The organism is Allokutzneria multivorans, from assembly GCF_039537405.1.
Taxonomy (GTDB): Bacteria; Actinomycetota; Actinomycetes; order Mycobacteriales; family Pseudonocardiaceae; genus Allokutzneria; species Allokutzneria multivorans.
The window spans coordinates 611,471-636,975 of sequence record NZ_BAABAL010000005.1 but is presented as its reverse complement, the minus strand read 5'-3'; the positions used below and the strand labels follow the sequence as shown (position 1 = coordinate 636,975).

At 70.4% G+C, this 25,505-nt stretch carries 25 protein-coding genes and 1 tRNA gene; 12 read left to right on the top strand and 14 right to left on the bottom strand.

Going from position 1 to position 25,505, the window contains the following annotated elements; genetic code table 11:
• Positions 1-16: 16 nt before the first annotated feature.
• On the bottom strand, positions 17-1,810 hold the full coding sequence (gene leuA / locus ABD798_RS06950; RefSeq protein ID WP_344871802.1) for a 2-isopropylmalate synthase: 1,794 nt from the start codon (positions 1,808-1,810) through the stop codon (positions 17-19).
• Positions 1,811-2,382: 572 nt separating this feature from the next.
• Here leuA and ABD798_RS06945 point away from each other — a divergent pair.
• Entirely contained in the window at positions 2,383-2,685 is a 303-nt protein-coding gene (locus ABD798_RS06945; protein WP_344871800.1) for a hypothetical protein, read from the top strand.
• Positions 2,686-2,706: 21 nt separating this feature from the next.
• Positions 2,707-3,039: a hypothetical protein gene (locus ABD798_RS06940; RefSeq protein WP_344871798.1), complete on the top strand. Its 333-nt coding sequence runs from the start codon at positions 2,707-2,709 to the stop codon at positions 3,037-3,039.
• 175 nt (positions 3,040-3,214) lie between these two features.
• On the opposite strand, the gene ABD798_RS06935 is transcribed toward ABD798_RS06940, so the two are convergent.
• The gene (locus tag ABD798_RS06935; RefSeq protein WP_344871796.1) at positions 3,215-3,820 is read right to left on the bottom strand and encodes a nitroreductase family protein; all 606 of its coding nucleotides are present in this window, start codon (positions 3,818-3,820) and stop codon (positions 3,215-3,217) included.
• Between the two features lie 367 nt (positions 3,821-4,187).
• On the opposite strand from ABD798_RS06935, the gene ABD798_RS06930 reads away from it, so the two are divergent.
• Genes ABD798_RS06930 through ABD798_RS06920 form a run of 3 tightly spaced genes read left to right on the top strand, consistent with a single transcriptional unit; the run spans position 4,188 to position 8,037 of the window.
• On the top strand, positions 4,188-5,453 hold the full coding sequence (locus ABD798_RS06930) for an aspartate kinase (RefSeq protein WP_344871794.1): 1,266 nt from the start codon (positions 4,188-4,190) through the stop codon (positions 5,451-5,453).
• Positions 5,454-5,459: 6 nt separating this feature from the next.
• Entirely contained in the window at positions 5,460-6,518 is a 1,059-nt protein-coding gene (locus ABD798_RS06925; RefSeq protein WP_344871792.1) for an aspartate-semialdehyde dehydrogenase, read from the top strand.
• A gap of 19 nt (positions 6,519-6,537) precedes the next feature.
• Complete coding sequence (locus ABD798_RS06920; protein ID WP_344871790.1) at positions 6,538-8,037, top strand: gluconokinase; 1,500 nt, start codon at positions 6,538-6,540, stop codon at positions 8,035-8,037.
• On the opposite strand, the gene ABD798_RS06915 is transcribed toward ABD798_RS06920, so the two are convergent.
• Complete coding sequence (locus ABD798_RS06915; protein WP_344871788.1) at positions 7,962-9,179, bottom strand: MFS transporter; 1,218 nt, start codon at positions 9,177-9,179, stop codon at positions 7,962-7,964. The genes ABD798_RS06920 and ABD798_RS06915 overlap by 76 nt on opposite strands.
• Before the next feature lie 146 nt (positions 9,180-9,325).
• Between ABD798_RS06915 and ABD798_RS06910 the strand changes: the two genes are divergently transcribed.
• A complete protein-coding gene (locus ABD798_RS06910) occupies positions 9,326-9,907 on the top strand; it encodes an NADPH-dependent FMN reductase (protein WP_344871786.1) in 582 nt (193 codons plus the stop codon).
• The gene (locus tag ABD798_RS06905; RefSeq protein WP_344871784.1) at positions 9,904-10,446 is read left to right on the top strand and encodes a DUF1707 SHOCT-like domain-containing protein; all 543 of its coding nucleotides are present in this window, start codon (positions 9,904-9,906) and stop codon (positions 10,444-10,446) included. The genes ABD798_RS06910 and ABD798_RS06905 overlap by 4 nt, the downstream gene beginning before the upstream one ends.
• Before the next feature lie 122 nt (positions 10,447-10,568).
• Here the strand turns inward: ABD798_RS06905 and ABD798_RS06900 are convergent, their stop codons facing one another.
• Entirely contained in the window at positions 10,569-12,404 is a 1,836-nt protein-coding gene (locus ABD798_RS06900) for a S9 family peptidase (protein WP_344871782.1), read from the bottom strand.
• 144 nt (positions 12,405-12,548) lie between these two features.
• Here ABD798_RS06900 and ABD798_RS06895 point away from each other — a divergent pair, with 144 nt between their 5' ends.
• The gene (locus tag ABD798_RS06895) at positions 12,549-12,908 is read left to right on the top strand and encodes a YciI family protein (RefSeq protein WP_344871780.1); all 360 of its coding nucleotides are present in this window, start codon (positions 12,549-12,551) and stop codon (positions 12,906-12,908) included.
• Positions 12,909-12,930: 22 nt separating this feature from the next.
• Here the strand turns inward: ABD798_RS06895 and ABD798_RS06890 are convergent, their stop codons facing one another.
• The 5 genes from ABD798_RS06890 to ABD798_RS06870 all read right to left on the bottom strand — a co-directional run bounded on the left by ABD798_RS06890 (position 12,931) and on the right by ABD798_RS06870 (position 18,211).
• On the bottom strand, positions 12,931-14,142 hold the full coding sequence (locus ABD798_RS06890) for an RNA polymerase sigma factor (RefSeq protein ID WP_344871778.1): 1,212 nt from the start codon (positions 14,140-14,142) through the stop codon (positions 12,931-12,933).
• 7 nt (positions 14,143-14,149) lie between these two features.
• On the bottom strand, positions 14,150-16,456 hold the full coding sequence (locus ABD798_RS06885; RefSeq protein WP_344871776.1) for a VIT domain-containing protein: 2,307 nt from the start codon (positions 16,454-16,456) through the stop codon (positions 14,150-14,152).
• Positions 16,453-17,016, bottom strand: a complete 564-nt coding sequence (locus tag ABD798_RS06880) for a helix-turn-helix domain-containing protein (RefSeq protein ID WP_344871774.1) — start codon at positions 17,014-17,016, stop codon at positions 16,453-16,455. Before ABD798_RS06880 ends, ABD798_RS06885 begins: the two co-directional genes overlap by 4 nt.
• A gap of 140 nt (positions 17,017-17,156) precedes the next feature.
• Positions 17,157-17,230: transfer RNA gene (locus ABD798_RS06875), tRNA-Pro, on the bottom strand.
• 18 nt (positions 17,231-17,248) lie between these two features.
• Positions 17,249-18,211, bottom strand: coding sequence for a metallophosphoesterase (locus ABD798_RS06870; protein ID WP_344871772.1), 963 nt, complete (start codon positions 18,209-18,211; stop codon positions 17,249-17,251).
• A 74-nt stretch (positions 18,212-18,285) separates the two neighbouring features.
• Between ABD798_RS06870 and ABD798_RS06865 the strand changes: the two genes are divergently transcribed.
• A complete protein-coding gene (locus ABD798_RS06865; RefSeq protein ID WP_344871770.1) occupies positions 18,286-18,756 on the top strand; it encodes a GatB/YqeY domain-containing protein in 471 nt (156 codons plus the stop codon).
• A 22-nt stretch (positions 18,757-18,778) separates the two neighbouring features.
• On the opposite strand, the gene ABD798_RS06860 is transcribed toward ABD798_RS06865, so the two are convergent.
• Entirely contained in the window at positions 18,779-21,184 is a 2,406-nt protein-coding gene (locus ABD798_RS06860) for a penicillin-binding protein (RefSeq protein ID WP_344871768.1), read from the bottom strand.
• A gap of 245 nt (positions 21,185-21,429) precedes the next feature.
• Here ABD798_RS06860 and ABD798_RS06855 point away from each other — a divergent pair, with 245 nt between their 5' ends.
• Positions 21,430-21,711, top strand: coding sequence for a WhiB family transcriptional regulator (locus ABD798_RS06855; RefSeq protein ID WP_425549189.1), 282 nt, complete (start codon positions 21,430-21,432; stop codon positions 21,709-21,711).
• A 6-nt stretch (positions 21,712-21,717) separates the two neighbouring features.
• On the opposite strand, the gene bagB is transcribed toward ABD798_RS06855, so the two are convergent.
• From bagB to ABD798_RS06835, 4 genes are read right to left on the bottom strand one after another with little or no spacing between them, the layout of a single operon-like run.
• Positions 21,718-22,854 carry an ATPase BagB gene (gene bagB, locus ABD798_RS06850; RefSeq protein WP_344871764.1) on the bottom strand — a complete coding sequence of 379 codons (1,137 nt, stop codon included), beginning with the start codon at positions 22,852-22,854 and terminating at the stop codon, positions 21,718-21,720.
• Positions 22,851-23,852, bottom strand: a complete 1,002-nt coding sequence (gene bagA, locus ABD798_RS06845) for an ATPase BagA (protein ID WP_344871762.1) — start codon at positions 23,850-23,852, stop codon at positions 22,851-22,853. Before bagA ends, bagB begins: the two co-directional genes overlap by 4 nt.
• A 39-nt stretch (positions 23,853-23,891) precedes the next feature.
• The gene (locus ABD798_RS06840) at positions 23,892-24,143 is read right to left on the bottom strand and encodes a hypothetical protein (protein WP_344871760.1); all 252 of its coding nucleotides are present in this window, start codon (positions 24,141-24,143) and stop codon (positions 23,892-23,894) included.
• A gap of 59 nt (positions 24,144-24,202) precedes the next feature.
• Entirely contained in the window at positions 24,203-24,652 is a 450-nt protein-coding gene (locus ABD798_RS06835; RefSeq protein WP_344871758.1) for a phospholipase A2, read from the bottom strand.
• A gap of 84 nt (positions 24,653-24,736) precedes the next feature.
• Here ABD798_RS06835 and sp36 point away from each other — a divergent pair, with 84 nt between their 5' ends.
• Both sp36 and ABD798_RS06825 read left to right on the top strand, forming a co-directional pair.
• The gene (sp36, locus tag ABD798_RS06830; protein ID WP_086823907.1) at positions 24,737-24,895 is read left to right on the top strand and encodes a Sp36 family protein; all 159 of its coding nucleotides are present in this window, start codon (positions 24,737-24,739) and stop codon (positions 24,893-24,895) included.
• Positions 24,896-24,899: 4 nt separating this feature from the next.
• Positions 24,900-25,358, top strand: coding sequence for a RidA family protein (locus tag ABD798_RS06825; RefSeq protein WP_344871755.1), 459 nt, complete (start codon positions 24,900-24,902; stop codon positions 25,356-25,358).
• Positions 25,359-25,505 lie beyond the last annotated feature (147 nt).

The window sequence follows — 25,505 nt, the reverse complement described above, 5'->3', positions numbered from 1 at the left end:
CGGTGGGACACCCGGGCTAGCGGAAGGCGCGGTTCACGGCGGAGAGGACCGCGCGCAGCGACGCGGTGACGATCGAGCCGTCCACGCCAACGCCCCAGAGGACGCGGTCGCCGATGGTGGTCTCTACGTAGGCCGCGGCGCGGGCGTCATCACCCGCGGACATGGCGTGCTCGGCGTAGTCCAGCACGCGCACGTCGTAGCCCACGGTGGCCAGCGCGTCCACGAACGCCGCGATCGGGCCGTTGCCGCGACCGCTGACCTCGTGGTCCTCGTCCTCGACGCGGACAACGGCCTCGATCTCGTCGTGGCCCTGGCCGTCGTCGGACAGGCGGTGCCGGACGAGGCGCACGGGGGCGACGCGGTCCAGGTACTCCGTGGCGAAGACGTCCCAGATGCCCTTCGGGTCGATCTCGCCGCCCTCGTTGTCGGTGACCTCCTGGACGAGCTTGGAGAACTCGACCTGCAGCCGCCTCGGCAGGTCCAGCTGGTGCTCCGCCTTCATCACGTAGGCGACGCCGCCCTTGCCGGACTGCGAGTTCACCCGGATCACGGCCTCGTAGCTGCGGCCGACGTCCTTCGGGTCGATCGGCAGGTAGGGGACCTCCCACGGGAAGTCGTCCACGTGCTCGCCCGCGGCCTTGGCCGCGCGCTCCAGGGCCTCGAAGCCCTTCTTGATCGCGTCCTGGTGGCTTCCGGAGAACGCCGTGTAGACCAGGTCGCCGCCGTAGGGGTGCCGCTCGGGAACGACCAGCTGGTTGCAGTACTCGACGGTGCGGCGGACCTCGTCGATGTCGGAGAGGTCGATCTGCGGGTCGACGCCCTGGCTGAACAGGTTCATCGCCAGGGTCACCAGGCACACGTTGCCGGTGCGCTCGCCGTTGCCGAACAGGCAGCCCTCGATGCGGTCGGCCCCGGCCTGGTAGCCCAGCTCCGCGGCGGCCACACCGGTGCCCCGGTCGTTGTGCGGGTGCAGGCTCAGCACCACCGCGTCGCGGCGCTCGAGGTTGCGGTGCATCCACTCGATGGAGTCCGCGTACACGTTGGGCGTGGCCATCTCCACCGTGGCGGGGAGGTTGATGATCGCCGGGTTCTGCGGCGTCGGCTGCCAGATCCCGGTGACCGCGTTGCACACCTCGGCGGCGTAGCTCAGCTCGGTGCCCGTGTAGGACTCCGGCGAGTACTCGAACCGGAAGTTCGTCTCCGACTGCTTGCCCGCCAGCTCCTGCACCAGGTGCGCGGCGTCGGTGGCGATCTTCATGATGCCCGCGCGGTCGGAGTTGAACACCACGCGCCGTTGCAGCACCGAGGTCGAGTTGTAGATGTGCACGATCGCGCTGTGCGCGCCCTCCAGCGCCTGGAAGGTGCGCTCGATCAGCTCCGCGCGGCTCTGCGTCAGCACCTGGATCGTCACGTCCGCCGGGATGGCGTCATCGGTGATGATCTCGCGGACGAAGTCGAAGTCGGTCTGGCTCGCGGCCGGGAAACCGACCTCGATCTCCTTGTAGCCCATGCGCACGAGCAGGTCGAACATCCGCCGCTTGCGCGCGGGCGACATCGGGTCGATCAGCGCCTGGTTGCCGTCGCGCAGGTCCACCGCGCACCACTGCGGCGCCCGGTCGATGACCTTGTCCGGCCAGCTCCGGTCGGCCAGCGCGATCGGCTCGACGAGCTCCGCGAACGGCCGGTAGCGGTGGTAGGGCATCGAGCTGCCGCGCTGGGTGTTCCACCCGGGCTGGTCCGAGGGGGCGGGCCTGGAAGGGGTGTTCAGCCTGCTGGTCGCCGAGGTGAAGGTGGCGGGGTCGATCGTCATCGCTGGGGGAGCTCCTGCTGCCGGGGAAGAGTCGACCGGCGGGCGTGGGGCCGCAGCCGAATCCCGCGACGGGGGGCCGGTCTGGTCAGACCCCGTCGCGGCGAAGAAGGAGCAGGACACCCGCCACGCCGCCAGACTAACCATGCGCGGGCCGCTGGATGAAACCCACGTCCCACATCCTGGGCCATCCTCCGCACTCCGCCACCCACCCCGCGCCGCTGCGCCCTGAATGACTCATTCAGGTACTTGAGCTCCCTCAATGACTCCTTCAGGTACCTCAACTCCCTCAATGACTCATTCAGTCCGTTGAGCGTGCTGAACGACTCGTTGAGCACGCTCAACCCACGTGAACGACCCGTTCAGTGCGTTGAAGTACCTGAACGACCCGTTCAGTGCGTTGGGAGCCCTGAACGGGTCGTTTAGTGCGTTCAAGTACCTCAACGGGTCGTTTGGTGCGTTGAGCGCACTGAAGGGGTCGTTCAGGGCCGGTGCGGTCAAGACGGCGGAGGTGTGTGGAGGGGGCGGGAGGGGTACACGGTCGGGTGACAGGTGCCGAGGGAAAGGACGTCCTCATGGTTGCCAGGGACCGCGTTCGCAGTGGTGGCTCGGTCGTCGCGTCCGTCGTTCGGGCGATCGGGACGGTCATCGCGCTCATCCTGCTCGCACACGTGATCTTCGTGTTGGTCTCGGTGAACGAGGCCAACGCGCTCGTGCAGTTCGTGGCCAGTGCCGCGAGTGCGCTGGCGCTGTGGTTCGTGAACCTGTTCGCCACGGGCAACGCCACGATGGACCTGCTGCTCAACTACGGCATGGCCATCGTGTTCTGGCTGGTGGTGACGGGAATCGTGGTGAGGTTGTTGCGCCGCACGGCCTGATGTCCTGTCAGACTCGCCGGCATGGCCAACCACGCTGAGCGCCGCAAGGGCGGGGGCGCCGCGCAGACCAAGGCGGTCCTCGGCGTGCTCGCCCAGGTCATCCGCTGGGCGGGCACGCTGATCGCGGTCCTGCTGGTGGTGCACGTGATCCTCACCGTCGGCGGGGCCAACCCGGACAACGGCATCACCCAGTTCGTGCGCGCGTGGGCCGATCCGCTCGCGCTCGCCTTCCGTGACCTGTTCCCCGCCGAGCGCCCGGAGACGGCGGTCCTGGTGAACTACGGGACGGCGGCAATCTTCTGGTTGGTGGCTACGGCGCTCGTGGTGAAGCTCCTGCGCCGGATCACCGCCTAGGCCCTGTCCTGTAAGCGGTTGAGCTGTGGGTCCCGGTCACGGCGTGCCAGAGGTTCGCCGGTCTTCAAGACCACCGAACCCCTTTCTCGATGAGGTTTGCCGTCGTTGGAGACCGCGAAGGCGGGGGTTTGTGGGACTTGAAGACCGGTGAACTGCGAGACTTGCAGGACACGGCCTAGAACGCGGGAGTTCCCCACCCAGCACCGAAAACCAGCTCCGACAGCGGCTTGCGCTGACGTGGTTTGGTGTCGCGCTCGACGATCGAGGGGTCCACGTCGACGCCGTCGCCGAAGTGGCCGATCGCGATGGCCACCAACGGTTCCACGCCTTCGGGCAGCTCGAACGCCGCCTTGGCCGCCTCGGCGCTGAAGCCCGCCATCTGATGCGCCACAAGGCCTTCCGCCACCGCCTGCAACACCAGGTTCTGCGTCGCGAGGCCGAGGCCGTACTCCGCGTAGGGCATCGGCTCGCCCTCGTCGTTGCGGGTCCTGGCGATGCCGAGCACCAGCGCGCCCGCTGGAGCGGCCCAGTTCTTGTTGCCCCGGCTCAGCGTCGCGAAGATCCGCTCGAAGGTCTCCTCGCCCCGCCTGCCGACGAGGTAGCGCGCGGGCTGGCTGTTGCCCCACGACGGTGCCCAGCGCGCGGCCTCGAACAGCGCGCGCAGCTGGTCGTCGGTGATCTCCGCCTTCGGGTCGAGCACGCGCGGGCTCCACCGGTCGCGGATCAGCTCGTGCAGCGGCGCGCTCGACTCGGCAGGCCGGTGCGCACTCAGTTCCGTCACGAGAACCCCTTCAGTCAGTGTGAATACCGTCACGCCCGCGCTGGTCGGCGGGAGACGACTCGTCACCCGTGGCACCGAAGATCCTCCACCTCGGGCCCCGACCGGCGAACGGATCTCCGCTCAGCCCGGCGCGTCGTCGTGGGCTCTGCCACACGATGCCCCGCGACACGCCGCAACGGGAAGGCGTTCTCCGAGGTGGTGGCGCTGCGAAGTGCGAAAACGCACTGGTGGACGGGGTGGCTCTGGTGAGTAGGCTTGCCCGGAGACTGCGATGGCGCGGTCCAGGTACAGCCTGTGCAGAAGGCCCATCCGTCGCGCCCGCGCCACCAGTGCGGGCACGGCAGGGCCGTCGTCCGGAGGAGGTTCGGTGGCGCTCGTCGTCCAGAAGTACGGCGGATCATCGCTGGAAAACGCTGAACGAATCAAACGAGTGGCCGAACGGATCGTCGAGACGCGCAAAGCGGGCAACGACGTGGTCGTCGCGGTCTCCGCGATGGGCGACACCACCGACGACCTGCTCGACCTCGCCAGCCAGGTGTCCCCGGTCCCGCCGGACCGCGAGATGGACATGCTGCTCACCGCGGGCGAGCGCATCTCGATGTCGCTGCTGGCGATGGCGATCCACTCGCTCGGCGCCGAGGCCCGCTCCTACACCGGCTCGCAGGCCGGGGTGATCACCACCTCGGTGCACGGCAAGGCGCGGATCATCGACGTCACGCCGAGCCGCATCCAGGAAGCGATCGACGCGGGCGCGATCACCATCGTCGCCGGTTTCCAGGGCGTCAGCCAGGACACCAAGGACATCACCACGCTCGGCCGCGGCGGCACCGACACCACGGCCGTCGCGCTGGCCGCCGCGCTCGGCGCCGACGTCTGCGAGATCTACACCGACGTGGACGGCGTCTACAGCGCCGACCCGCGCATCGTGCCCAACGCCAAGAAGCTCGACAACATCACCTACGAGGAGATGTTGGAGATGGCCGCGTGCGGCGCGAAGGTGCTGATGCTGCGCTGCGTCGAGTACGGGCGCCGCAACAACGTCGCCATCCATGTCCGCTCGTCGTTCAACAACAAGCCCGGAACCATCGTGTCCGGGTCCATGGAGGACCTTCCCGTGGAACAGGCCATGATCACCGGCGTCGCGCACGACCGGTCCGAAGCCAAGATCACCGTCACCGGCGTCCCGGACCACCCGGGTGTGGCAGCCAGGATCTTCCGGGTGATCGCCGAGGCCGAGCTGAACATCGACATGGTGGTGCAGAACATCTCCCAGGTCGCCACCGGCCGCACCGACCTGACCTTCACGCTGCCCAAGACCGACGCCGCGACCGCCGTCGAGCAGCTGGACAAGGTGCGCGAGGAGATCGGCTTCGAGCAGGTCCTCTTCGACGAGCACGTCGGCAAGGTCTCGCTGATCGGCGCGGGCATGCGCTCGCACCCCGGCGTCACCGCGGTCTTCTGCGAGGCGCTCGCCAAGGCCGGGGTGAACATCGAGATCATCTCCACCTCGGAGATCCGCATCTCGGTGGTCTGCCGCGACACCCAGCTCGACGACGCCGTGCGCGCGCTGCACGAGGCGTTCGACCTGGGCGGCACCGAGGAAGCCGTCGTCTACGCCGGAACCGGGAGGTAAGCACCGATGAGCACCCGTCCCACCCTCGCACTCGTCGGCGCGACCGGCGCCGTCGGCACGGTCATGATCGACATCATCAACGGCCGCGAGTCCGTGCCGTGGGGGGAGATCCGGCTGATCGCCTCCCCGCGCTCCGCGGGCAAGCGGATCACCGTCCGCGGTGAGTCCCTCGAGGTCATCGCGCTCTCCGCCGAGGCCTTCGACGGCGTCGACGTCGCGATGTTCGACGTCCCGGACGCGGTCTCCGCCGAGTGGGCGCCGATCGCCGCCGCGCGCGGAGCTGTCGCCGTGGACAACTCCGGCGCCTTCCGGATGGACGACGACGTGCCGCTGGTGGTGCCGGAGGTGAACGTCGACCAGGTCGCCAACCGGCCGCGCGGCATCATCGCCAACCCCAACTGCACGACGCTGTCGATGATGGCCGCGCTCGGCGCGCTGCACCACACCTTCGGACTGCGCGAACTGGTCGTCGCCTCCTACCAGGCCGCTTCCGGCGCTGGTCAGGACGGTATCGACCGCCTGTACGCCGAGGCCGCCGCGGTGGCGGGCAAGGGCGTCGGCAACCGCGCCGGTGACGTGCGCGAGGCGCTCGAAGCGGCCGGACTGTCCTCTTCGGACTCCCCGTTCCCGGCCCCGCTGGCGTTCAACGTGGTCCCGTGGGCGGGCTCGCAGCGCGACGGCGGCTGGTCCAGCGAGGAGCTCAAGGTCCGCAACGAGTCCCGCAAGATCCTGGGCATCCCGGACCTGAAGGTCTCCGCGACCTGCGTGCGCGTCCCCGTGGTCACCACGCACTCCCTCGCCGTGCACGCGGTCTTCGCCGAGGAGGTCACCGTCGAGCGCGCTCGGGAGATCTTCGCGGCGCAGCCCAGCATCCGGCTGGTCGACGACGCGGCCAACGGCGTGTTCCCCACGCCCGCGGACGTGGTCGGCGGCGACCCGACCTACGTCGGCCGCATCCGCCAGGCGCTGGACTTCCCGAACACGCTGGACTTCTTCGTGTGCGGGGACAACCTGCGCAAGGGCGCGGCGCTCAACACCTACGAGATCGCCGAGTCGCTGGTCTGAGCACTGGTAAGAAGAACCCGTGACGACACGGGTAGTGCTCGGGATCGACCTGGGCAGCACGGCGACGAAGGTGGTCGCCGCTGATGCCTCCGCAGTGGTCCACGTGCTCGCCGAGCGCGGTTGTCCGATGCTCGGCGAGCACCCCGGCGAGGCCGTCCACGACCCTCGCCAGGTGCTCACCGCCGCCCTTGAGGCGTTGACCGAGTGCGTTGTCCACTGTGGACAGAAGGGGCTCGTCGTCGATGGGCTCTCGCTGACCGGCGCGATGCACACGCTGATGGCGTTGGACGCCAACAACAATCCGCTCACGCACGCGGTCAGCTGGGCGGACAACCGCGCCGCCGACCAGGCCGCGCGCATCAAGGGTAGCCCTGCGGGGGCCGAGTTGCACCGCGCCACCGGCACGCCCGTGCACCCGTTCGCTCCGCTGTCGAAGCTCGTGTGGTTCCACGAGAAGACCGATGTGCGAGCCGTGAAGTGGTGCAGCCTCAAGGACTTCGTGCTCCTGCACCTCACCGGGCGCCTGGCCACCGAGCACTCCTACGCGTCGGGCTCCGGCCTGATGAACATGCACACCCTCGACTGGCACCCGGAGTCGTTGCGGCTCGCGGGGATCACCGCCGACCAGCTCCCGGAGCTGGTGGCGCCCACGGATGTCCTGCCGCTGACCGCGCAGATCGACGGCCTGCCAACGGGTCTGCCCGTCGTCGCGGGCGGGGGAGACGGTCCGCTGGCCAACCTCGGCGTCGGCGCGGTCGTCCCGGGGATGGCCGCGCTGTCGCTCGGCACCAGCGGCGCGCTGCGCGTCGTCCGTGACGAACCCGGGATCGACGAGCACTGCCGGGTGTTCTGCTACGCGATCGGCGAGGGCCTGTGGGTGCTCGGCGGCGCGATCAGCAACGGCGGCAGCGTCGCCGCTTGGGCCGCGAAAGCGTTCGGTACCAACGACATCGGCTCACTGCTCGCCGAGGCGGAGAGCGTGCCGCCCGGCGCCGGCGGTCTGCTCGCGCTGCCCTACCTGCTCGGCGAGCGCGCTCCGTGGTGGGACCCGGACCCGCGCGCGATGATCCTCGGACTGCGCCGGGAGCACGGCCGAGCGCAGATCGTGCGCGCGCTGATCGAAGGTGTCGGCCAGCAGCTTGCCCTGGTCCGCGATGCCGTGGCCGCCACGGGCGCGCCGATCGACCGCGTCCGCGCGACGGGCGGAGCCTTCCGCTCGCCGCTGTGGGCCGAGGTGATCTCCGCGAGCCTGGGCACCGACCTGGAGCTGGCTGAGGACAGCGAGGGCTCCGGCCTGGGCGCGGCGCTGCTGGGCTGGCGCGCGCTCGGCGAGCTGTCTTCGCTGCGCGCGGCCGCAGACCTCATCGAGCCGGTCGACGTCGTCCGCGTCGACGCCGCCAACGCCGCGCGCTCAGCCGCCGTGCGCCCGGTGGTGGAGCGGGCCTACGAAGCGCTGCGAACGCTCTCTTCGGAGCTGGCGGAAGCCGAAGCCGGAGCGGCCGACGCGCGCGGGCGCTGAAGGAACAGCACAGCGGCGGCGGCCACGGTCACGAGGCCACCCGCCGCGACGAAGCCCATCGCGGGCGAGGTCGCGTCCATCACCGCGCCGACGAACGGGGCGCCCATCGCGCTGCCGAGGGTGAGCGCGGACTGCTGGAGCCCCATCACCTCACCGCGCACCGACTCCGGCGCGAGCCTGCTGATCCACTCCGTGGTGGCCGACAGCAGCGGGGCGCACAACGCGCCCGCGGGAAGGATCGCCAGGCACAGCCACCACCAGTCGGTGGCGATGCCGACCGGGATCGTCAGCACGCCCATCGTCGTCATCAGCACGAGCGGCGGCACCGTCCTGGTCATCGCGCCGTAGACGAAACCGCCGGTCAGCGAGACCAAGCACCAGACCACGATCACCAGGCCGGTCCACGACACCTGGCCGTGGCGTTCGAGCGTGGCGACGATCGCGACGTCGGTGCCCGCGAGCACCAGGACCGCGCCCGCCGAGATGATCAGCGCGCCGACCAGCTCCCTGGTCAGCCACTCCTTGCGCGGAACCGGCTCGGCGGACTCCTCGGTGCTCGCCGCCGACCGGATCGGCGGGTTGACCAGGAAGAGCACGCTGCCGGAGATCACCAGGCCGCCGCCGATGGCGACCAGCGTGAGCGTGGTGGAGACCTGCGTGGCCATCAGCACGCCGAGCGCGGGGCCGAGCATGTAGCTGGTCTCCACGAAGATCGTGTCCAGCGAGAACGCGGCCTTGCGGTGCTCCGGCGGCACGATCGCGGCCAATGCCTGCCGTGAGGTCGCGCCGACCGGCAGGGTCAGGAAACCGCCGATCAGCGCCGTGCCCAGCAGCGCCGCGTACGGCAGCGACGGCGCGATGAACCAGAACGTGGCTTCGCCGATCGTGGTGATCGCCAGCATCAGGCGCAGCCCCCGGCGGTCGACGAGTCGTCCGAACAGGGGACCGCTGAGCGCCATGCCGATCGTCGCGCAAGCGGAGACGAGCCCGGCCGCGCCGTAGCCCTCCTTGAGCGTCAGCACCACGTGCAGCGTCATCGCGACACCGACGGCGCTGCCGGGAATGCGGGCGAACAGCGCGATCAGCAGCAGGCGCCGAACGCCCGGCAGGGCGAGCACCTGCCGGTACGGAGAAAGGGCCACCCCACCATGAGACTCCTGGATCCGTTTGTTCTCAACAGCTTTTCGCCTTTCGTGGGCGGCCTTGACCTCAACGTAGGTCGAGGTCCTAGCGTGAAGGTCTTCACGACGACGACCGACGGCAACGCCTCGGTGGAAGGATCAGGCGCATGACGGTCACGGTGGTGGGCATCGGCGGCTCGATCAGGGCGGATTCGCAGTCCGAGCGCGCGCTGCGGGTGGCCCTGGCGGGAGCCGAGGAGGCGGGAGCGCGCACGATCGCGATCTCCGGCTCCGACCTGGTGCTGCCGTTCTACGACCCCGCCGTCAGCGAGCGGACCGAGGCCGCGCGCAGGCTGGTCGACACCGTGCGCGAGGCCGACGGCGTCGTCCTGGTCTCGCCCGGCTACCACGGCACGGTGTCCGGCCTGCTCAAGAACGCCCTCGACTACATCGAGGACCTCCGCCAGGAGCCCCACCCGTACCTGGACGGCCGCGCGGTCGGCTGCGTGGCCACCGCCTACGGCTGGCAGGCGTCGGTGACCACGCTGACCGCGCTGCGCTCGATCGTGCACGCGTTGCGCGGCTGGCCGACCCCGCTCGGCGTCGCGCTGAACTCCACCGAGGTCATCTTCGACGGCGAGGGCTGCTGCTCGGACGCGAAGACCTCCGGCAATCTTCGAACCGTCGGCCGGCAGGTCGTCGAGTTCGCCCTCTCCCGCCGTGAGCAGGTCCTAGGCTCGAAGCCGTGACTGACGAACTCGTCCCGAACCTCCAGCCGTCGAAGGAGGCCGCGCAGCACGCACTGGAGCGCGCGGTCGGCCAGGGCAGGCTGACCCTCGACCAGTTCACCGAGCGCGTCGACCTGGTGTGGCAGGCGGAGAGCCTCGCCGAGCTGGAGAAAGCCACCTCGGGACTGCCCGCGCCGATCGAGGACTCGAACGTGGTCGTCGTCGGCAGCGTGCGGCACTCCGTCTTCGACGACGTCAAGCGCAAGGGCCGCTTCGCGCTGCGCTCCGGCACCACGGTGTCCTCGGTGTTCGGCGACGTGCGGCTGGACCTGCGCGACGCGGTGATCACCGAGAGCGTCGTGGACATCACCGGCAGCACGTTCTTCGGCGACGTCAAGGTCGTGGTGCCCGAGGGCGTTCAGGTCGAGGTCGAGTCCTCGCTGTTCTTCGGCGCCGAGAAGATCCGCGTCGCCGAGGTGCCGCGCATCCCCGGCTCACCGGTCATCCGGCTGCGCGCCAAGACCTTCTTCGGCGATGTGAAGGTCACCACCAAGCGTTAGGCCGCTCGGTCGCGTGGGTACCCGTTCAGTGCGGAGGGAGGCGGTGCCCGCTCGGACACCGCGCCCACCTCTCGTGACGGCCCCTCGTGACCCCCAGGCGAGGGGCCGTCCCCGTGCTCGGGTCAGAGGCCGAGCACCCGCCGGGTGAAGGCCACCTCCGCCGCGGTCTGCTTGATCGTCTCGGCCACCACCAGCGAGCCGTGGCCCGCGTCGTAGCGGTAGACCTCGTACTTGGCGCCGCGCTCGGCCAGCCGCTCCAGGTAGTTCTCGATCTGCCGGATCGGGCAGCGCGGGTCGTTCTCACCCGCGAGCACGAGCACCGGAGCGCGCACCGCCTCCACGTAGGTCAGCGGCGAACATTCCTTGTACAGCGCGGGAAGTTCCTCCGGCGAGCCACCGAAGAGCGCGCGGTCGTAAGCGCGCAGCGGCTCCATCTCGTCCTCGTAGGCCGCCACGTAGTCCGCGACCGGCACACCGGCGACACCGGCCGCCCAGCGCTCCGGCTGCGTCCCCAGCGCCAGCAGCGTCAGGTACCCGCCCCACGACGCGCCGTTGACCACGCAGCGCTCCGGGTCCGCGAGGCCCGACTGCACGGCCCAATCCTGAACCACAGCAACGTCTTCCAGCTCCGTGAGCCCTGGGCGACCCTCGATCGCGTCGCGCCAGACCGAGCCGTAGCCGGTCGAGCCGCGGTAGTTCACGTGCACCACCGCGAAGCCCGCGTCCAGCCACACCGCGCGGTAGGCGGAGAAGCGGTCCTCGTCCGCTGCGTGCGGTCCGCCGTGCAGCAGGAACACCGTCGGCAGCGGGCCTTCCGCGCCCTCCGGCCGCGCGATCAACGCGTGCACCGGCCCGCCCGCACCCGGCACGAAGGCGTCTTCGAGGTCCTGCGAGGGCGCGGGCTTGTGGCCAGCGGGCTCCAGCAGCACGCGGTCCGAGCCGTCCGGCGACATCGCGCGCACGACCGGCGGTCGCCCGGCGGAGGACCACGAGTACTCGATCGTCCCGTCCGGCCGCGCCGAAGCGCTGCCGACCGTCCCCTTTGGAATGTCCAAAGCGGACAGTTCACCGTTGGCGAAGTCGTAGCGGTACAAGGTGTTCCGGCTCTGGTGCGTGTGCACGACGAGCAGTCCGGAGCCGTCCGGGTACCAGTCCGCGACGATCTCGCCCGGCAGGTCGAACTCCAGCAGGGACTCGGTGTCGGCCTCGACGTCCCAGATCAGCAGCTCCTCGCGCCCGCGCCGCTCGTGCAGCACCAGCAGCCGGGGGTCGCCCTCGATCGGCGCGAACCCGATCGACTCCAGTCCCTTGCCCTCGCCGTCCCACTTCTCGGCCACGGTCGAGCCGTCGGCCACCCGCAGCACGCGCAGCGCCGGGTGCCGCGAGTCGCCGTGCTCGGAGTGCGCGATCGACAGCAAGCGCTCGTCCTTGGACAGCGAACCCGCGCCCGCGTCGTTCTCGTGCTGGTAGAGCACGGTCGGGTCGCCGCCGAGGGGCGCCGTCCAGATCGTCGTGCCGTCGTCGGTGGACATGCCGAGTGCGACGATCTTCGACCCCACTTGCAGGCCCGCCGGGTAGCCCGCGTGCGTTCCCGGCACCCCCGGCTCCGGCTCGGTTCCCTGCGCGCGCCCCGCGAAGGGCTCCGCCACCCACGTGCCGAACTCGTCGCCGTCGGTGTCGGCGAACCACCAGATCCGCTCGCCGTCCGGGGTGAGCGTGCCGTGGTAGGTGCCGTTCGGCCGGTCCGTCACCTGCCGGTGGGTGTCCGTCGCCCGGTCCCAGGCGTAGACCTCCCACACCCCGCTGGCGTTGGAGACGTACAGGTTGCGGTCCGGGGCGTCCTCCGCCCACCCGGGCAACGACGTGCGGCGGGCGGTGAACCGCTCCGTCCACCGCGCCTCGGCCTCGGGGTCGTCGAAGAGCCGCTCGGGGATGTCGGTACTGGGGTGCTCCGTCACACCCCGATCCTGCCCCACGCGGCGTTCTGCCCGATCACCGCAGCGCGGCGAAACTGTGGCAAGAAGTTCGCGCGAGCTGTCGAGAACCGGTGCTGCTCGTTCGTCACCCGGGTGACAGAGCCCTTCCGACCATGAGGAGCGACCATGAAGTACGCGATGTTGATCTGCGGTGACGACCGTCAGTGGGCCGCCTTGTCCCCGGCTGACGAGGAGGACGTGATGAAGCAGGTCTTCGCGTGGTTCGAGCGGTGGCAGCCGGCGGGCAAGGTCGCCGAGGGCGGCATCGAGCTGCAGCCCAGGGACACGGCGAAGACGGTGCGCGCAGGCGCGAACGGCGAGCCGGTGATCACCGACGGGCCGTACTTGGAGCTCAAGGAGGTCGTCGGCTCGGTCATCGTGCTGGAGTGCGACGACATCGACGAGGCTGTGGGGATCGCGGCGACGTGGCCGCTCGCCCCGGGCGTGAGCGCCGTCGAGGTCCGCCCGGTGATGAGCCGCGACTAGGGGTGGCGCTGGGGCGCCGGCCTCACAGCCGGCGCTTCAGCTCTCCCACCCGGCGGGACATCAGCTCGCGTTCGGCCGGGTTCGCGGCCAGTTCCAGGGCGCGCTCCGCCGCCGCCAGCGCCTCCGACGGTCGATCGAGCGCGGCCAGCAGATCAGCCCGGGCGGCGTGCCACAGGTGGTAACCGGCCAGCCGTTCGCCGAGCGCGTCGACCTCGGCCAGCGCCGGAACCGGGCCCACCGCGAACCGCGTGGCCACGGCCCGGTTCAGCAGCACCACCGGCGACGGGTCCAGCGGGTACAGCCGGTCGTAGAGCGCGCGCACGTCGGCCCAGTTGGTGTCCTCGTAGGAGCCGGCCAGGGCGTGCAGCGCGGCGATGCCCGCCCGCGCCTGGTACGGCCCGGGCTTGCCGGAGAGCACCGCCGCCCGCAGCCGCAGCACCGCACGTTCGATCGCCGCCGCGTCCCACAACCGCCGGTCCTGCTGGTCGAGCAGCACGATGCGGCCCCACGAGTCGAACCGTGCGGCAGCGCGAGCGTGATGCAGCTCCAACAACGCGGCAAGACCGGCCACCTCCGGCTCGCGCGGCAGCAGAGCGGCGAGTTGGCGCGCCAGCTCGACCCCCTCGCGGGCCAGCTCACGCCGCTGGTGGGCCGACCGGCCACTGGACAGGTAGCCCTCGTTGAACACCAGGTAGATCACCGCGAGCACGGCCGGCAGCCGGTCGGCGTACTCGTGCGGCTGCGGTACCTCGAACCCGATGCCGCGCTCCCGCAGCTGGCGCTTGGCCCGGGACAGCCGCTGCGCCATCGTCGGCAGCGGCACCAGGAAAGCGGCGGCGATCTCGGCCGTGCTCAGACCGCTGGCCGCGTACAGCGTGAGCGCGACCTGGGCCGGCTCGGCGAGATCCGGGTGGCAGCACGCGAAGATCATGGCCAGCCGGTCGTCCACACCGGGCTCCGGCGGTGCTTCGGCGGCCACCCGGGCCGCCTTCTCCCGGCCGACGGTGTCGCGGCGCAGCCGGTCCAGCGCCTTGCGCCAGCCCGTGGTGACCAGCCACCCGGTGGGGCTGTCCGGCACACCCTCGTCCGGCCAGCGCTTGAGCGCCTCGGCCACCGCGTCCGACAGCGCCTCTTCCGCCCGCTCGAAGTCACCGAGCCGACGGCTGAGCGCGCCCAGCATGCTGGCCGCGTCCGTCCGCCAGATCCGGTCGACCAGCTCGGTCACGCCGTCCACTGGTGGTTCAGGGTCTCCAGGACCTCCGTCGCCCCGCCACACCAGCGAGATCTTCCAGCACCGCTGTGGCGTGCCGCCAGCGGCGGTCCACCTCCTCGAAGCCATCGCCTCCAGGTGCGGAAAGCACCTCAGCCAGTGCTTCGAGCTTGGCTCGTGCCTCAGAATCGGTGGTGGAGCCGGGCACGGACAGCCACGACCTGATTCGTGCGGCCAGCTCGGTGAGGTGCTCGGCTCGATCGAGGTCGCCCCGCACTCGCCGTTCACGGAGCACACGCAGTTCTTCGCTGACGAACAGAGCCAGCTCGAAACGAGGAGGCGTGGAAACGTAGGCCCCTCCAGGATCTGCCGGACCACTGCCCAGGAAGGGCATCGCGCGCGCGGCACCCATCGCAGCGCCGTACCCCGGCACACCGCCCGGCGCTCCTGAGGGGGCGGCGGGTGCTGCTGCTGCGGCCCAGCCGCTGGGCGCTTGGACCGGCTGAGTCACCCGGTGCACGCGGCCTGCGGGGTTGACCACGTCCTCGTCCGTGGCAACGAAGGCGGTGAACCGCGAGAGCACCCCGAACTTCAGCGAGGTGGCGACGATCTGCTCCTCAAGGTCCTCCTCGGAGGAACCGACCACGTAACGGTCCTCCAGGTCGCGCAACCGAGCCCGCGCCCACAGCGCGTCCAGTCCCGGGTTGTCGCTCGGCACGGCTTCGACAGCGGTGCTCCACGTCGGGTGCCCGGCAACCGCGACGCGCCCACGTGCCGGCCCCGAGAAACGACCGGTCACCACCACGGGAACACCCGGGTACAGGTCGGGCACCGGCTGCGGGGCGATGCTGTCGGCGTCGATCGCGAGGCTGTCGCCGGTCACCCGCAGGCCGGTGAGCACCGGGGTGCCGATCCGCCGGTGGATGTTGTGCATGGCCTCGTCGAGGCGGTCCTCCGACTCGACCAGCTCGCATCGTCCGGTGCCCGCGCTGAGGCGCTGGAGGAAAGCTTCGTTGACCGCTCGATCGATGCCGACGGTGTGCACGCGAACGCCGGCGAGCCGAGGGCCGAGTTCACGCAGGAGCTGGTCCTCGTTGCCGACCTGCCCGTCGGTGACCAGCACCAGGACGCGCTCCCGTGCCGTCTCCCCGTTCAGCATCTCGGCGGCCCGGCGCAGCGGCCCCAGCATCTCGGTGCTCCCGCGCGCGTCAACGCCGACGAGGAATTCGACCGCCCGGAAACGGTTTCGGTCATCGGCGTCGACGAGTCCGTCGGACATCCCCGGCGGACTCTCGCAGGTGTGGTCGAAAGCCAGGACGGCCAGGCGGTCTCCGCTGCCCAGCGTGTCGACGATGCGTGCGGCGGCTCGCCGCGCGGCGACCATCTTCCAACCGGTCATCGAGCCGGAGCGGTCCAGTACGAGCACCACGTCTCTGGCGGTGGCAGCCGGGGTGCATGTTGGGGGCAGCACGGTCAGCGCGAAGGTGCCGCCTCCGCCGTCCTCGTCGGCGCGCACGGCGAGCGAGGTGCTGAGCGCGGACTCGTCGCCGATCTTCAGTCGCAGCAGGAAGTCGCGGTCGGCCCGGTCGCCCGCTTCGAGCCGGACGCGCAGCCTGTCGCCGTGTTCCTCGGTGACCACGGTGTGCAAGCTGGAGCTGACCCCGAGCAGCGGCAGTCCGGCCGGATCGATGTCGACCTCCGCGCTCAGGCGCACCGGGTTCGGGAAGCCGGGCAGCAGCACCGGTGGGCTGATCCTCGACGCGTCGGGCACCGCGTCGGTGTCCAACGCCGTGCCGTCGCCCGCCTGCCCGCCTTCCAACGGGGTTCCCGGCACGTAGCGCGGTGCGACGACGAGCGGTAGCCGGAAAGTCGCCTGACCGTCCTCATAGGACAGTGCGCCTGCGAGGGTCAGGTGCACGGAGACCCGCTCGCCGGGCAGGATGTTGCCGACGCGCATGGTGAACACGCCGGGTCGCTCCTCCTCGGCGATCGAGGCGCGCCTGCCCTCGGCGACGGCGTTGTCGTAGTCCTCCCGTGCCTCGTCGCGCTTCTTGAGCCTGCCCTCGATCACCCGGCCGTCCGCCTCCATGCGCATCGCCGTGACGGCGGCGCGCGGCGGCAGGGGGAAGACGTAGGTGGCCTCCAGCGGCTGCGCGTGGGTGTTGCGAAAACCCTGGACCAGCTCGGTCCGCGAAGCGAGACCGGTGAGCCGCGCCCGCACGTCGATCGACTCCAGCGGCAGATTGCCGAGTTCGGTCTGGAGGCAGCCGATCCCCTCGTCCGTACCGGGGAGCGCGGACGCCTCCTCGGGGCCCATCAGATCGACGGTCGTTCTCATCGCTCTTCCTTTCGCTCGGTCAGGCCGAGCCGTTCGAGCGACTCGAGCAGCGGCGCGGCGGCTGTTCCCAGCTCGGCCAGCTCTGTCGCGTTGGGCGCCCTGGTGGCAGCATCCAGCACGACGGTGACAGTGTCGCTCAGGCGGATGCTGTGGATGTTCTTCGCGGCGGTGCGGGGCGGGGCAGGACGGTCCTTCCAGAACTCCGCGCTTCGAGCGGGTGCGGGAGTGCGCGTATCCCGGGGCGGTGGCGCGCCGGCGAGCTCGGCGAGCCGTTCATCGGTCGCTCCGACCAGCTCACCCTGGATCTCGGCCAGCGTGAGCCCCGCCGCCTGCAATCTCTTGACGGCCGCGAGCTGGACCACGTGGCGAGGTCCGTACAGCGCTGTCCTTCCCCGCATCGCCACCGGGCGGTCCACCAGCCCGATCGTGGTGTACCAGCGAATCGTGCGACCGTTGGGCAGCTCTCGGACACGGCCACTGGACTGGCCGTCGTAGTTCTCCGACAGCATCGCCGCGACCTGGTCCGGCAGCTGTTCGATGGTCCACAGAGACTCCGGCACGCCGCAATGGTGACAGTGTCATCTGACAGTGTCAAGGTGGGCCGAATGCGGCGGGGGATGTTCTCCCGGATTTCTCCCTGAAACGCACATCAGGCCCGGTCCACATCTCCTGTGGACCGGGCCTGACCTGGGCTTACTTGTCGGGGTGACAGGATTTGAACCTGCGACCTCTTCGTCCCGAACGAAGCGCGCTACCAAGCTGCGCCACACCCCGAGTGGAACGAGAGAAAGCCTATCGCATGTCCACGCCAGCTCCGAATCGGGTGGGGGCCTGGGCCCGCGATCCCTTGAGCGAGGCCTCTTCCGAGCGTGGGACCAGCGTCAACAGGCTGGCTTCCGGCAGGCAGGCGAACCGTACGGGGGCGTACGGCGAGGTGCCGAGCCCGGCGGAGACGTGCAGCCAGGTGTGCTCGCCCCACTGCGACGGGCCCTTGACGCGCTTGCGGTCGAGGCCGCAGTTGGTGACCAGCGCGCCGTAGAACGGGACGCAGAGCTGGCCGCCGTGGGTGTGCCCGGCGAGCACCAGGTCGTAGCCGTCCCGCGCGAACGCGTCGAGGATGCGGGGCTCGGGGGAGTGCGTGACGCCGATGCTGAGCTGGGTCTGCGGCCCGGGCTTGCCCGCGATCTGCTCGTAGCGGTCGCGCTTGAGGTGCGGGTCGTCGACACCGGCGGCGGTCACGGTGACACCGGCCACCGTCGTGGTGTGGCGCAGGTGGGTCAGGTCCTGCCAGCCGCGCTCGGTCATGGCGGCGCGGAGGTCGCGCCACGGCAGGCCGGTGCCGTGCACGCGCTTGGCCTTGTGCGCGGGGATCAGGTAGCGGAAGGGGTTCTTCGGCTTCGGCGCGAAGTAGTCGTTGCTGCCGAAGACGAACATGCCGGGGAAGTCCAGCAGCGGCCCGAGCGCCCGCATCACCGTCGGGACGGCCTTGGCGTGTGCGAGGTTGTCGCCGGTGTTGATCACGAGGTCGGGTTCGAGCCTGGCGAGCTCGGCGACCCAGCGCTGCTTCTTGGTCTGGTTCGGCGTCATGTGCAGGTCGGAGATGTGCAGGATGCGCAGGGGGCGCGCGTTCTCCGGCAGCACCGGCAGCGTGGCGTGCCGCAGGGTGAAGCGCAGGCGTTCGATGCCCGCGGCGTAGCCGACCGTCGCGGCGCCGAGCGCCGTCGTCCCGAGGAGAATCCGACCGAACGTGTTCACCTCCCCGAGCCTACGGACCCCGCCCCTCGTCGCCGGAACGGGTGAGCCCCTTCACCGCGGGTAACCTCGCCGCCATGGCAGAGCTCAAGGCACGGTTGAAGGCCGACATGATCACCGCGCTCAAGGCGAAGGACAAGATCGTCCTCGACACGCTCCGGATGGCGCTGACCGCGGTCGGCGCGGAGGAGGTCGCGGGCAAGCAGGCCCGCGAGCTCTCCGACGACGAGGTGCTCAAGGTCCTGGCGCGCGAGGCGAAGAAGCGCAAGGAGTCGGCGGAGGCCTTCGCCGCGGCCGGCCGGGACGAGCTGGCGACGAAGGAGCGCGCCGAGGGCGAGGTGCTCTCCGCGTACCTGCCCAAGCAGCTCTCCGACGAGGAGCTGACCGCCGTCGTGCGCGAGGCGCTGGCCGAGGTCACCGAGCAGGTCGGCGGCAAGCCCAGCCCGAAGCAGATGGGCCAGGTCATGAAGGCCGCCAACACCAAGGTCGCCGGGCGCGCGGAGGGCGGCAGGGTGGCCACCCTCGTCAAGGCCATGCTCAGCCAGTAGGTCAGTAGGCCAGGAGGACCGGCTAGCCCGGCGGAGCGGGACCGCCGGTCTCTCCGCCGGGGCCAGGACCCGGGCCGGGCGAGGGCGGACCACTGGGCGGAGGTTCGGGCGCGGTGGTCGGCGCGACGCCGTTGCTCACCACGAGGGAGATCGTCTCGCCGGGCAGCGCGGCGCCGCGCGGGCTCTGGCTGAGCACGGTGCCCTTCGGCTTCAGGCTGTCCGTGCTGGACGCGCTGACCTCGTAGCCGGCGCTCTTCAGCTTGGTGCGCGCGAAGCCCTCGCTCAGCCCGACCACGTTGGGCACCTTGGCCTCGTTGCCGCCCTCGGAGTAGCGGTCGTCGACGTCGGGCAGCGACGCCGTGTCCATGTCGGTCATGATCCCCGGCGCCGACCCGATCCCGTTCATCGCCGCGAACCAGCTGCGCGCGGGGGATTTGCCGCCGTAGATGAAGGTTCCCGAACTGCACGGCCGAGGCGGCGCGTTGCCCGCCGGATCGCACAGCGTCTTCGGCGAGGGCGTGTCGTCGAAGGTGAACACCGCGCCGGCGAGCTGCGGGGTGTAGCCGAGGAAGCCCGAGGACTTGTGCTCCTGGGTGGTCCCGGTCTTGCCGGCCATCGGCCTGTTCCACCCGAACGCCCGCGCGGCGTCCCGCGCGGTGCCTGAGGTCGCGTCCTTGCTCATGCCCACGGTCAGCGCGTTGGCCAGACCGGCGGGAACCACCTGCTCGCAGGCGTCCTCGCGCAGCGCGACCGGGCGGCCGTTGCGGTCGAGCACCTGCTCGATCGGGCTCGGCGGGCACCACATGCCCTCGCTGGCCAGAGTCGCGCCGACGTTCGCCAGCTCCAGCGTGCTGGTCGGCGTCGGGCCGAGGGTGAACGAGCCGAGGTTCTGCTCGGCGAAGAACTTGCCGATCGGCCGCTTCTTGGGGTCCTCACCAGCGGGCACCGTGCCCAGTGAGCGCAGGCCCAGCCGCACGGCCATGTCCACCGCCGACGACACCGTCGTTCGTTCCAGCAGGGCCACGAAACCGGTGTTCGGCGACTGCGCGAGCGCGTCCTGCAGGCTCATCCGCTCCGGGTACTTGCCCGCGTTCTGCACGCAGTACTTCTTCGCGCCAGCCGCGCCGGGACAGCTCGCCCCACCGCCCTTGAACACCTCGGAGACGTAGGTGCCCGGAACGGAGATCGAGTTGTTGATCCCCATGCCCTTCTCCAGCGCGGCGGCCGCGGTGAAGAGCTTGTAGATCGAGCCCGCGCCCAGGTTCTGCATCGCGTAGGGCAGCCCGAGCGTGGTCTGGTGCTCGTCCCGGTTGAGGCCGTAGGTGCGGTTCGCGGTGATCGCGACGACGCGGTGCTTGTCCTTGCCCGGCTTGACGATCGCCATCGCGTTGGCGACGTGGTCGGTGTCCGGTGGTACCTCGGCGTCTACCGCCGCCTTGGCCTTGGTCAGCGCGTCGCGGTCGAGCGTGGTCTTGATCGTGTAGCCGCCCCTGCGCAGGTTCTCCTTGGAGAAGCCCGCGCCCTCCAGGTACTTGATCACGTAGTCGCAGAAGTAGCCCGCGTCGCCCGTGCCGATGCAGCCGTTGGGCGGGGCGCCGATGTCCGGGCGCGTGCCGAGCGGGGTCTTCTTCTCCGCCTCCGCGACCTCCCTGGGGATGCGGTTCTGCTTCGCCATCTCGTCGATCACGACGTTGCGACGGGTCAGCGCGCGCTCGGGATGCCGCTCCGGGTTCAGCCCGCTCGGCTCGTTGACGATGCCCGCGAGCAGCGCCGCCTGCGCCACTGTCAGCTTGTCGGCGGTGGTGTCGAAGTAGGTCTTGGCCGCCGCCGCGATCCCGTAGGAGCCGTTGCCGAAGGGCACGGTGTTCAGGTAGCGGGCGAGGATCTCGTCCTTGCTGAGCTTGTTCTCCAGCTGGAGCGCGATCCGCAGCTCGCGGAGCTTGCGCGCGGGGGACTGCTCCTGGGCCTTGGCCTGCTCGGACTTGGAGGTCGCGACCACGTGCATGAGGTAGTTCTTCACGTACTGCTGGGTCAGCGTCGAGCCGCCCTGCGCCACCTTGCCCTGGAGCGTGTTGGTGATCAGCGCGCGCATCGCGGCCCGCCAGTCGACGCCCTGGTGGTCGTAGAAGCGCTGGTCCTCGATGGCCACGATCGCGGCCTTCATCGTGGTGGCGATCTTGTCGGGGGCCACCAGGACCCGGTACTGGTCGAACAGGTGCGCGAGCGGGTTGCCGTTGGTGTCCAGGACCGTGGTCAGCAGCGGCGGGTCCTTCTGGACCAGGTCGGCCGATGTGCTGTCGACGGTGTCGCTCGCGCGGTTGGACACCACGCCGATGGCGCCGACCGCGGGGAAGAGCACCCCGGCGAGCAGGACGCCCGCCAGCAGGCACAGGCCGACGAGCTTGAAGACCGCACGGCGAACAGGCACGCAGCCCAATGTACGCGTGGCCCGGATGGAGCAGTGACCGCGAACACGTTCCGGTGACCGCAGATAACGGGTGGGCAAACGCCACTTGGTTGCGGGAACCGCGAAGCTCTACAGTCCGTCAACGTCTCACGACTGCGAAACCGGTCAACGTGTTATGTCTCTGTGACACGTCGGTTCTCGCAGCTCGGCGCCGGGGGGTGCCGGGTCAGGTCGCGACGACGGTACTGAGGAGCTGGGGGAACATGATGTTCAGCCAGGGGGACTGGCGGGTTGACGCGTCGTGCCGCGACGAGGACCCGGACCAACTGTTCGTTCGAGGCGCCGAGCAGCGCAAGGCCAAGACGGTCTGCATGGGCTGCCCGGTGCGCACGGAATGCCTCGCTGAAGCGCTCGACAACCGCATCGAGTTCGGTGTCTGGGGCGGGATGACGGAGCGGGAGAGGCGCGCGCTGCTGCGCCGTCGCCCCGACGTCGACTCGTGGGTGGAGCTGCTCGACGAGGCGCGCAAGGAGCGCCAGGTCAGCTAGTACGGCTCACTCGCCTGCCAGCCGGTGGCCGATCTCGCGGAGTCCGTCGAGGTCGTGCACGTCGGAGGGCAGCGCGGGCACGCCGACCAGCGCGACGGCCGGGTGTGCCCTGGTGAACCGGGAGAGCGTCCGTTTCTCCCGGTCCGCCACGGCCACTCGGTCCGCGTGCAGCCGCAGCACCGCGCTCGCCAGCGGTGCGGAACTCGCGCGTTCGAGGTCCTCCGCCGCCGCGAGCGCTCGCGCTGCCGGGAGTTCGGCGAGCACCGGGTGCGTGCGGTTGACCACGAGCCCGGCCAACGGCATCTCGTCACCGCTGAGCCGGTCGACGAAGTAGGACGCTTCGCGCAGCGCGTCCGGCTCCGGCGCGGCGATCACCAGGAAGGCCGTGCCCGGCGAGCGCAGCAGCTCGTAGGTGGCCTGCGCGCGTTGGCGGAACCCGCCGAACATGCTGTCGAAGGCCTGCACGAACGCGGAGGCGTCGGCGAGCAGCTGGCCGCCGATGATCGTCGAGACGGCCTTGGTGAAGAGCCCGAAACCCGCGCCCACCAAGCGTTTCAGCCCCAGCCCGCCCGCGCGCGCAGGAGCGGAGAGCATGCGGATGATCTTCCCGTCGAGCACCGTGGACAGCCGCTGCGGCGCGTCCAGGAAGTCCAGCGCGGAGCGGCTCGGCGGGGTGTCCACCACGACGAGGTCCCACTGGTCGTCGTGCACGAGCTGGCCCAGCTTCTCCATCGCCATGTACTCCTGCGTTCCGGAGAACGACGAGGAAATGGTCTGGTAGAAGGGATTGCTCAGGATCTGTTGCGCGCGTTGATGTCCAGCGTGCGCCAGCACCATGTCGTCGAAGGTGCGGCGCATGTCCAGCATCATCGCGTGCAGCTCGCCGCCGCCGTCCTCGCCGAGCTCGACCGCGCGCGGGTGGTTGCTCAGCTCGCTGAGCCCGAGCGACTGCGCCAGCCTGCGGGCGGGGTCGATGGTCAGCACCACCACGTGCCTGCCCCGGCTCGCCGCGCGCAGGGCCAGCGCCGCCGCCGTGGTCGTCTTGCCGACGCCGCCGGAGCCGCAGCACACCAGGATGCGCGTGTCCGGGTCGTCGATCAGCTTGTCGACGTCCAGCAGCGGTGGACGGGTGCGCGCACTCACCGCACGCCCTGTTCGCCGAGCAGCTCGGCCAGCTCGTAGAGCGCCCCGGTGTCCACGCCGTCGGTCAGCTCCGGCAGCTCCAGCGACGGCAGGTCCACCGCGTCGAGGTCCGCGCGGGCGCGCTGTTCGGCCTGGACCCGGATCGCGTGTTCCACCGTCTCCTCCACCAGCCCTTCCAGCACGTCGGCATGCAGCTCCAACCCGGCTTCGAGCAGGCCCGCGCGCACCCGGCTCGCGTCGACCCTTCCGCCAGCGGCAGCGGTCATAGACCTCGCGGACAGCCGGGGCGGGCGCACGCGGTTGGTGATCACCGCGCCCGGTCGCAGGTCCGCGGCGTCCAGCTCGGTGACCGCGTCGAGGGTTTCGCGGACCGGCATCTCCTCCAGCAGGGTGACCAGGTGCACCGCGGTGTCGCCGGAGTGCAGCAGCCGCACCACGCCGTCGCTCTGCGAGCGGATCGGGCCGACCTTCGCCAGGTCGGCCATGGCCTTGGTGACGTCGAGGAACTTGACCACGCGGCCCGTCGGCGGGGCGTCGAGCACCACCGCGTCGTAGACGTGCCTGCCGCCGGAGTCCGTTCGCCGAACGCACTCCTTGACCTTTCCGGTCAGCAGGACATCGCGCAGGCCCGGCGCGAGCGTGGTGGCGAACTCGATGGCGCCCATCTTGCGCAGCGTCCGCCCGGCGAAGCCCAGGTTGTAGAACATCGACAGGTACTCCAGCAGCGCCGCTTCGGCGTCCACCGCCAGCGCGCGGACCTCGCCGCCGCCCGGCGCCGCCGCGATCCGCTCCTCGGAGTACGGCAGCGGCGCGGTGTCGAAGACCTGCGCGATTCCCTGCCTGCCCTCGACCTCGACCAGCAGCACCCGGCGCCCGCCGGAGGCCAGGGCCAGCGCGAGCGCGGCGGCCACCGTCGTCTTGCCGGTTCCCCCCTTGCCGGTGACCACGTGCAGGCGCGCGCGGCTCAGCTCGTTGGTCCACCGGTCAGGGCTCGTCACACGATCAGCGTATGCGGGCCCGGCGTGGACTGCCCGTGCTCAGCCGACCATGGTGAGCGTCAACACGATCAGCACTACGAATGCGACCAGGGCCCACGCGATCGTTTCGGGGAGCACCGTGGCGATGAGCGCGGTGACCACCGACAGGACCGCGAGCGCGATCAGGCCGGTCTGCGTCACCTGGGCCCTCGTGCTGTGCTTGCGGTCGCGGACCTGCGCCATCGCCACCAGTACGAGCACCAACCCACCGAGCGCGAACACGCCGGTGGCGATCATCCGCCAAGTCTCCACCCGCCAACGGTAGCGCTCCAAGATCCCGGACAGGTGGCGTTCAGATCGCTATCACCGCATTACGGGAAGAAGTGCTTCGCGCCGAAGTTCCGGACGACGCTCGCGTACTTGCTCGCCCAGCTGAGGCAGTCATCGCGGTGCTCGCCGGCGAACACGTTGCAGCGACGGTCCATTTCCTGCTTGAAACGGCCGTCGACCCACGCGCGCCGCTTCTCGGTCACGTCCAGGCGCAGGCGCGTCGTCCCGTGGTAGCCGTAGTTGCGGTACCCGAAGTCGTGCATCTCGCACGGCCCGGCGAAGGTCTGCCGGTAGGGCAGCGGGATCGGAGTGCTGCACTGGTCGGTGTTCCAGTCGAAGGGCTTCGGGTGCTGGTGCCGGAACTTCACGAAGGAGACGTAGTCCACTTTCATCATCCGGTCGGCCTGCTGGAGCAGCGTCTCGGCCGAGCCGGTTCCGGTCACCGTGCCCATCAGTACCGCGATGACCAGGCCGATCTTTCCCACGCGCATGCCGTGGTGATCGACGCGGCGCGTGCGGGAGTTGATCACTCGGTGGTGGGATGGCCGAGGGAGCGTGCGGTTAGGCTGCCCGGCATGACGAAGTGGGAGTACGCGACCGTCCCACTGCTGATCCACGCCACGAAGCAGATCCTGGATCAGTGGGGCGTGGACGGCTGGGAACTGGTGACGGTCCTGCCGAACCCGAGCGGCGAGCAGCACGTCGCCTACCTGAAGCGACCGAAGGGCGAGTAGAGAAGTGGCTGACTGGAAGCAGCGCCTGGCCGAGCTCGGCCTGAAACTGCCGGTGGTGGCGGCCCCCGTCGCGGCGTACGTGCCCGCGGTGCGCACCGGATCGCACGTGTTCACCTCCGGCCAGCTGCCGTTCGTCGACGGCGCGCTCGCCGCGACCGGCAAGGTCGGCGCCGAGGTCGGTCCCGAGGAGGCCAAGGAGCACGCCCGGCTGTGCGCGCTCAACGCGCTGGCCGCGGTCGACGCGCTCGTCGGCATCGACTCCGTCGTGAAGATCATCAAGGTCACCGGCTACGTGGCCTCCGCCGAGGGCTTCACCGGCCAGCCCGCGGTGATCAACGGCGCCTCCGAGCTCTTCGGTGAGATCTTCGGCGAGGCGGGCGCGCACGCCCGTGCCGCCGTCGGCGTCGCCGAGCTGCCGCTGGGCGCCCCGGTCGAGGTGGACCTGATCGTCGAGGTTGCCTGACCCCACCGCACGACACCACGACAGGGGCCCCGCCGAGCGAGCGGGGCCCCTGTCCCGTTAGTGCGCTGAATGACTCATTGAGGTACTTGAGCGTCCTGAATGAGTCATTCAGGACGCTCAACGCGCCAAACGAGGCTTTCGCGGCCA

Excerpts from the sequence above, each read along its gene's own strand:
- leuA (WP_344871802.1), bottom strand. The coding sequence starts at position 1,810 with ATGACGATCGACCCCGCCACCTTCACCTCGGCGACCAGCAGGCTGAAC.
- ABD798_RS06925 (WP_344871792.1), top strand. The coding sequence starts at position 5,460 with ATGAGCACCCGTCCCACCCTCGCACTCGTCGGCGCGACCGGCGCCGTC.
- sp36 (WP_086823907.1), top strand. The coding sequence starts at position 24,737 with ATGACGAAGTGGGAGTACGCGACCGTCCCACTGCTGATCCACGCCACG.
- ABD798_RS06885 (WP_344871776.1), bottom strand. The coding sequence starts at position 16,456 with ATGAGAACGACCGTCGATCTGATGGGCCCCGAGGAGGCGTCCGCGCTC.
- ABD798_RS06865 (WP_344871770.1), top strand. The coding sequence starts at position 18,286 with ATGGCAGAGCTCAAGGCACGGTTGAAGGCCGACATGATCACCGCGCTC.
- ABD798_RS06895 (WP_344871780.1), top strand. The coding sequence starts at position 12,549 with ATGAAGTACGCGATGTTGATCTGCGGTGACGACCGTCAGTGGGCCGCC.
- ABD798_RS06910 (WP_344871786.1), top strand. The coding sequence starts at position 9,326 with ATGACGGTCACGGTGGTGGGCATCGGCGGCTCGATCAGGGCGGATTCG.
- ABD798_RS06945 (WP_344871800.1), top strand. The coding sequence starts at position 2,383 with ATGGTTGCCAGGGACCGCGTTCGCAGTGGTGGCTCGGTCGTCGCGTCC.
- ABD798_RS06940 (WP_344871798.1), top strand. The coding sequence starts at position 2,707 with ATGGCCAACCACGCTGAGCGCCGCAAGGGCGGGGGCGCCGCGCAGACC.
- ABD798_RS06835 (WP_344871758.1), bottom strand. The coding sequence starts at position 24,652 with ATGCGCGTGGGAAAGATCGGCCTGGTCATCGCGGTACTGATGGGCACG.
- ABD798_RS06855 (WP_425549189.1), top strand. The coding sequence starts at position 21,430 with ATGTTCAGCCAGGGGGACTGGCGGGTTGACGCGTCGTGCCGCGACGAG.